This window comes from Cronbergia sp. UHCC 0137, from assembly GCF_034932285.1.
In the GTDB taxonomy this organism is placed as follows: Bacteria; Cyanobacteriota; Cyanobacteriia; order Cyanobacteriales; family Nostocaceae; genus Cronbergia.
Window position 1 is genome coordinate 107,867 of the sequence record NZ_JAYGHC010000006.1, and the last position, 6,797, is coordinate 114,663.

At 41.0% G+C, this 6,797-nt stretch carries 7 protein-coding genes; 6 read left to right on the forward strand and 1 reads right to left on the reverse strand.

What is annotated here, in order from left to right; all coding sequences use genetic code 11:
• Positions 1 to 122: 122 nt before the first annotated feature.
• The 3 genes from VB711_RS04485 to VB711_RS04495 all read left to right on the forward strand — a co-directional run bounded on the left by VB711_RS04485 (position 123) and on the right by VB711_RS04495 (position 2,736).
• Entirely contained in the window at positions 123 to 929 is an 807-nt protein-coding gene (locus VB711_RS04485; RefSeq protein WP_323284531.1) for an inositol monophosphatase family protein, read from the forward strand.
• A gap of 280 nt (positions 930 to 1,209) precedes the next feature.
• Positions 1,210 to 1,770, forward strand: a complete 561-nt coding sequence (locus VB711_RS04490; protein ID WP_323284532.1) for a hypothetical protein — start codon at positions 1,210 to 1,212, stop codon at positions 1,768 to 1,770.
• 9 nt (positions 1,771 to 1,779) lie between these two features.
• A complete protein-coding gene (locus tag VB711_RS04495) occupies positions 1,780 to 2,736 on the forward strand; it encodes an MDR/zinc-dependent alcohol dehydrogenase-like family protein (RefSeq protein ID WP_323284533.1) in 957 nt (318 codons plus the stop codon).
• Between the two features lie 168 nt (positions 2,737 to 2,904).
• Here the strand turns inward: VB711_RS04495 and VB711_RS04500 are convergent, their stop codons facing one another.
• Positions 2,905 to 3,672, reverse strand: coding sequence for a COP23 domain-containing protein (locus VB711_RS04500; RefSeq protein ID WP_323284534.1), 768 nt, complete (start codon positions 3,670 to 3,672; stop codon positions 2,905 to 2,907).
• Between the two features lie 76 nt (positions 3,673 to 3,748).
• On the opposite strand from VB711_RS04500, the gene VB711_RS04505 reads away from it, so the two are divergent.
• The 3 genes from VB711_RS04505 (at position 3,749) to VB711_RS04515 (ending at position 6,778) form a co-directional block, all read left to right on the forward strand.
• Positions 3,749 to 5,002 (forward strand): sulfite exporter TauE/SafE family protein, encoded by a 1,254-nt coding sequence (locus VB711_RS04505; RefSeq protein ID WP_323284535.1) that lies wholly within the window; start codon positions 3,749 to 3,751, stop codon positions 5,000 to 5,002.
• 137 nt (positions 5,003 to 5,139) lie between these two features.
• A complete protein-coding gene (locus VB711_RS04510) occupies positions 5,140 to 5,682 on the forward strand; it encodes a hypothetical protein (RefSeq protein ID WP_323284536.1) in 543 nt (180 codons plus the stop codon).
• Positions 5,683 to 5,860: 178 nt separating this feature from the next.
• The gene (locus VB711_RS04515) at positions 5,861 to 6,778 is read left to right on the forward strand and encodes a class I SAM-dependent methyltransferase (protein ID WP_323284537.1); all 918 of its coding nucleotides are present in this window, start codon (positions 5,861 to 5,863) and stop codon (positions 6,776 to 6,778) included.
• Positions 6,779 to 6,797: the final 19 nt, after the last annotated feature.

Below are 6,797 nucleotides of genomic sequence, written 5' to 3' on the forward strand. Positions count from 1 at the left end.
CCTTTTTAGTGAAATAAGGTGCGTCAGAATCTTAAAATTAGTGATTTTAGTCTAAATTATTCCATCTGACGCACCCTACAAACTACTAATTTAATCAATTCGTTCACCTGAAAACAAAAGAAATGACTGATTTTTGGACTACAGTTTTGGAATTTGCTCAAACCACTACCGTTAAAGTGGGAGCGCGATTAATGCAAGATTTTGGCAGGGTGCAAGCTACACAAAAAGCTGATGGTAGTTTGGTGACGCAAGCAGATAAATGGGCAGATCAGGAAATTCGGGATGCGATCGCTTCTACTTTTTCAGGATACGGTATTTTAACCGAAGAAAGCGATCGCTCTTTTCCCGGTACAGAATGGTGCTGGGTAATTGATCCCCTAGATGGAACAACCAACTTTACACGCGGTATTCCCATTTGGTCAATTTCTCTTGGTTTATTATACCAAGGCACACCTATTTTTGGATATGTTTATTTACCACCTTTAAACCATGCTTTTCACGGTTTCTGGCCTGGTTCATCAGGTTTAATAACCCCTACAGGAGCATTTCTCAATCATCACCCCATTCATGTAAGTAGTGATACCCTCAGTAAAAATCACTTCTTTAACCTCTGTACTCGCAGTACAGCAATTATCCAACCAGATTTTCCCTGCAAACTGAGGATGTTGGGTGCTGCTAGTTATAACTTCCTCACAGTAGCAAATGGCGCAGTTTTGGCAGGAATTGAAGCTACACCAAAGGTTTGGGATATTGCCGCCGCTTGGGTAATTCTCCTAGCTGCCGGTGGTTCTTGGGTATCTCTGAAGTCAGAACCATTTCCTTTAGTACCCGGAGAAGATTATAGCGATCGCTCTTTTCCCACCTTAGTAGTTAGCCGCCCAGAATTAGTATCTTTATTTGCAGGGCATTTAAGTAATATAAAATTTTAAAGATGAAACTCTTTTCACAACAGGGTTTTACTCCTGACTCCTGACTCCTGACTCCTGACTCCGGTCACTGAGCGTAGCCGAAGTGCTGACTCCTCACTCCTGCAATATTAAATATTCAACATATTTTCGTGAAGATTGTGTGTATTTTTAGCATTTTAGTGATAAAAATATTTAATAAGCAATCCGAAGAAACAGTTAAGCAAATATATGGCAGTGCTTACACTTGTATTTTGTATTTTCTTGGGGTTTCTATCAGTCCATCCTACAGAGAATAGAAATTATGTTATCCGACTTAGAACTTATACAAGAATTTGTTAGTCGTTCAACTCAAAAAAAAGAACTTTTATTGGCAAATAAAAACTTAATAGCCTTAACAGTTTCTCGCAACAACCAACTGACAACCAAGACAGACGGCATTATTGCCATTGCTCAAACAAATGTTCCCCCACCAAAATTTTTAGTCCAAGCCAATTCCCCCTACTGGGAAACAATCAATAATGTATTAGAACAATACAGTTATATTATCCCTAAAAATAATATAGATAATAAAGGATACCATCATTACCAGTATTGCCAATCCCCTGAAGGATACAAGATGCACTGCTCTAAAGCTGTGATGTTGTGGCGAACTTGGTGGAAATATCGTCAACATTTATTAAAACCCGGTATTCCCTTAGAGCTAATGATTCGCACACGCGATTCATGGTATCCAGTTAGAGATATAACTATCTGCAACGGACTTCTATATGTTAAAACTTTAGGAAACGAGTTGGCAATTAGTACAAACGATCTAATTATTTGGATCAGTAAAAATAATGGCTCAATAGAAGCAATTAATTAAAAATTAACAATGAAAGCACTCTGGCTAGAAAATAATCAGTTACAACTACGCACAGACATACCTAAACCGGTGCCACCAACCGGAGAAGCCTTGGTACGTGTTTTACAGGCAGGGATATGTAATACAGACTTAGAACTACTCAGAGGCTACTATCCCTATAATGGGATTTTAGGACATGAATTTGTCGGCATTGTCGAACAAGGCCCAGAACACTTAATTAACAAGCGCGTAGTAGGAGAAATCAATGCTGTCTGTGGACATTGTTGGTTTTGTCGCCATGGACAAAAAACTCACTGTGAAAATCGCACAGTTTTAGGAATTGTCAACCGTCATGGGGCTTTTGCGGAATATCTGTGTTTACCGATAGAAAATCTCCATCCAGTACCAGATCATCTTTCCACAGAAGCAGCAACTTTTACTGAACCTGTAGCAGCAGCCTTAGAAATTCAGCAGCAGGTGTCATTAAATCCAGAAAATCGTGTGTTAGTGGTAGGAGATGGTAAATTAGGACAATTGGTAGCCCAGACCTTAGCGTTAACTGGTTGTGATTTATTAGTGGTAGGAAGACATCAAGAGAAATTAGCGAATTTAGCCGACAGGGGGATAAAAACAGGTTTAGCAGATGCCGTGACAGAGAGAAGTTTTGATATTTCAGTTGAGTGTACAGGAAATCCTTCAGGATTTGCGATCGCTCGTCGCGCCTTACGTCCTCGTGGTACATTAGTTTTGAAAAGTACATACGCTGGTAATCTCAGCCTTGATGCTTCTTCCTTGGTGGTAGATGAAATCACTCTCATTGGTTCTCGTTGCGGACCCTTTCCCGCAGCCTTAGAATTATTAGCCACAGAAAAAATAGATATAAAACCCCTGATTCATGCCCGTTACCCCCTCAGTCAAGCTCTAGCAGCTTTTGATAAAGCTCAAACTCGCGGAATTTTAAAGGTGCTGTTGGCAGGTGATTGGTGATTGGGGATTGGGGATTGGGGATTGGGGATTGGTGATAAATTAATTATTCCTCCCCTGCCTCCCCTGCCTCCCCTGCCTCCCCTGCCTCCCCTGCCTCCCCTGCTTCCCCTGCTTCCCCTGCCTCCCCTGCTTCCCCTGCCTCCCCTGCCTCCCCTGCCCCCCTACCTCCTATTTACGGAATTGATCAGAATTTAACCTGAAATTTCCCTGATTAGAGGGTTGAGACTGACCACCAAAAGACACACCATTGCGTAAATTTTTAGCCGTACCACCATCTTTAGGATCAAGGAAAGGTTTTAAATTAATTCCGCGATTAGATGAACTAACCCGACTATTACCATTAATGCCAAAAGTCCGACCTAAATTATATAATTCTCCAACTGCTCCACTGCCACGATTAGTATAAGTATTAACCGCTATAGTTTGCTGCCCATTGTCAGCAGTAGCTAAGTTTTGGAAAATATTAGTGCGGATAGTGTAGGGGTCCTTACCACGGGGGACAGTTACCACAATCCTACAGGCAGAATTAGCCTCAGTTGTCACACAGATCACATTTTCTCGATTTTCTACAGCGATTTGAAGTTCTTGTAGACCATCAGGACGATATAATTCTAGACGACTAGCGATCGCTTGACAGCGTTTTTGAGGAGTCCAACCATCACCTAATGCCGCAGGAGCAGCCCAAGGAAAAAACTGTCCTGGCTGACTTTCCGGCTGATACATCACGGTATACTGGCCATTGTAAAATTGACAGCTAAACCTAGTCGCACTATCAATGTTAGTAGAATTAGGAGCAGGTATGGACGAACCCGATGATACTGTTCCTGAGCCTGATGGTACAGTAGGAACAACCACTTGGGCAAATGCGACAGAATTACCAAAAATTAAACCTAAACCAAGGCCACTCAGACATAATTGAAATGCTTTCGATAACATAATTCCAACTCCTGTAGGAATAATTAGATAGTCCATACCTCCCGTGACGAAAAATTTTATATTTTGATTCATAATCATGTTAGATTTATTGCTGATCGCCATGCTGGGGTTTTTAGGGAGTTTTGGACATTGTTTTGGGATGTGTGGACCCTTATCAGTGGCATTTTCCCTTTCTCATCAACAAGAAACTCCTGATTGGCAACAGCAACTAAAATTTCATACTCTACTAAATTTAGGGCGGTTATTAAGTTATGCCCTAGTAGGTGGTATTATCGGGGCAATAGGTTCAGCCTTAGTAGAAGGTGGACAACTGGCGGGCGTTGGTAGCGATTTCCGTCGGTGGATAGCCATTATTACAGGCATTATGCTGATTTGGTTTGGACTAGGACAAATTAAACCAAACTTTTTGCCACCCATTCCCCTATTTCACCCCTTATTACAAAATAGTTTACACAACCGCCTGAGTGCAGCTATGGTAAAATTATCCTTGCGTAGCAAATGGTGGACACCAGCACTTTTAGGCATGACTTGGGGATTAATGCCCTGCGGTTTTTTATATGCTGCCCAAATTAAAGCTGCTGCTACAGGCGATTTATGGCAAAGTGCAGTCACCATGTTAGCTTTTGGCTTGGGAACTCTCCCCACAATGTTAGGAGTTGGTATTTCTACAGCTTTAATTAGTAAAGACCGGCGAAGTCAGTTATTTCGTTTAGGTGGGTGGGTAACTCTGATCATTGGCGTAATTACCCTGTTGCGAACTGGGGATACAATGGTAGACTACACCGGACACGCTGGACTAATATGCCTAATTTTGGCGTTAATTGCCCGTCCTGTGAGCAAACTATGGCCATCACCTTTGCGTTATCGTCGGGCTTTGGGAGTAGGAGCTTTTATTCTTTCTGTGGTGCATACCACCCATAATATTGAACATTCTTTAGGGTGGAATTTTGCTGCTTTTTGGTTTTTACCTCTGGAGTTTCAATGGGGTATGAGTGCCGGTGCTGTAGCTTTAGTATTAATGATTCCTGCGGCTTGCACAAGTTTTGATTGGTGGCAAAAGTATTTAGGTAAACGTTGGCGACAAATTCACCTTTTAAGTGTTCCAGCTTTACTATTGAGTACAATTCACGCGATATTAATTGGTTCTCATTATTTGGGTTCTTTACGATTAACCTGGGGAAACAAATTAGCGGCTGTGTTATTAGCAATTATTACTCTTGGGGTATTCTTGCTGCGATCGCATGGTTTTTGGTTAAAATTAAGCATGGAAAAGTTGTATGTTTTTCCAACAAGTCAAGGTGAATTACACAGTGGAGATCAGAAAAAATAATTAATTACCAACCACGATCACGGATTTAATGGATTACACAGATGACACGGATTTGAAGTTTATCCAATCACCATAATGCCTAACGGCAGGCTAACGCCAACACCAATCACCAATCACCAATCACCAATCACCTATCTATGAATGATAAATTAATAATTGCTCATAAAGTCAAGATAGCAGGCGATATAGGTGGTACTCTGCACATTGAACCAAATGACAATCCTCGTGCTGGGGAACCTGCTCAGGCTTGGTTTGCTCTTACTCGCAAAGGTGGTAAAATTTTACCGCTTAAAGAGTGTAATTGCCAATTATCTATTTATGCTGAACCCCATACACCAGGAGAACCACCATTACTTGAGCCTGTATTAATACCTGTACAGGCTGAACGATATCAAGGTATACCAGGGGCAACAATTACTTTTCCCAAGCCAGGAGCCTATCAATTAGAACTGAGTGGTAAACCAGCGACAGGAGGAAGTTTTCAACCTTTTGAATTAAAGTTTGATGTGACTGTTGCCGCAGGAAAAACGGTAGAAACAATACAAACCGGTCAAAATGTGACTGCGGAAACCCAGGGTACAAACATAGGATTAACACAACCATTAATTTTGTTAGCATTCCTATTGTTTTCTATAGGGATTTTATTTTTATTGGTGCAAAAGAATAGAAATCATAAATAATACATATTTGTGGACTTCTCTTGATAAATACAGTCTCAAAACAGTTGCATTTTTCCTTGTCAGATATGGGAAATTGAGGATATTCGGAGGCTGTTACCCGTTACCCGTTACCCGTTACCCGTTACCCGTTACCCGTTACCTGTTCCCTTTTTTTGTAATCTATTAATTAAATTGACCTATGACTACGACTGTCACCACTACCCCCGATTTAGCTTCCCGTTTGGTAAATGGTGTTTTAGCTATTAAGCCATTATTTAATCTGGCCAAATACCAAGCCAGACAAATGATGATTAAACGCGCCAAAAGAATTGGTGTACCTTGGATGGAAGAATTTGAACATCTGCAAGCCCGTAATTGGGAAGATGATTTAACTCAAGTTCAAAATTCTCAATTAACCTACCCAGAATACTATCTACGACCTTTCCACGCTTACGAAAATGGGGATTTGAGTTGGCAAGCGGCTTTTGAGTTAGAAGTTGCGGCTCGTACTGTCCATGCTAGTATTTGGCCAGAGGCAGGGGTAAAAGGTGATGCTCAATTACGTCAGAGTTATCATGATATTTTAAAGACACAAGTTCCCCAACCCCAAGATATTTTAGATTTAGGTTGCGCTGTGGGATTAAGTACCTTTACTCTTCAAGCAGTTTATCCCCAAGCTAAAGTTACAGGTTTAGATTTATCTCCCTATTTTTTGGCTGTGGCTAATTATCGCAGTCAACAACGTCAAGCGAATATTAATTGGGTTCATGCTCAAGCGGAATCAACAGGGCTACCAGATCAATCTTTTGATTTGGTTTCAACTTTTTTAGTTTGTCATGAATTACCCCAGTTAGCAACGCACAATATTTTTGCAGAGGTGCGTCGGTTGTTGCGTCCAGGTGGATATTTGGCAATTATGGATATGAATCCCAAATCAGAAATATACAAAAAAATGCCAACCTACATTTTGACGTTACTCAAAAGTACAGAACCCTATTTAGATGAATATTTCGCTTTGGATATTGAGGAAACTTTAATTAAAGCCGGTTTTCAAAGTCCTACTATCACTAGCAATAGCCCCCGTCACCGGACTATAATTGCTCGTACCGGGGAATAGGTAGGGGAGGCAGGGGGTA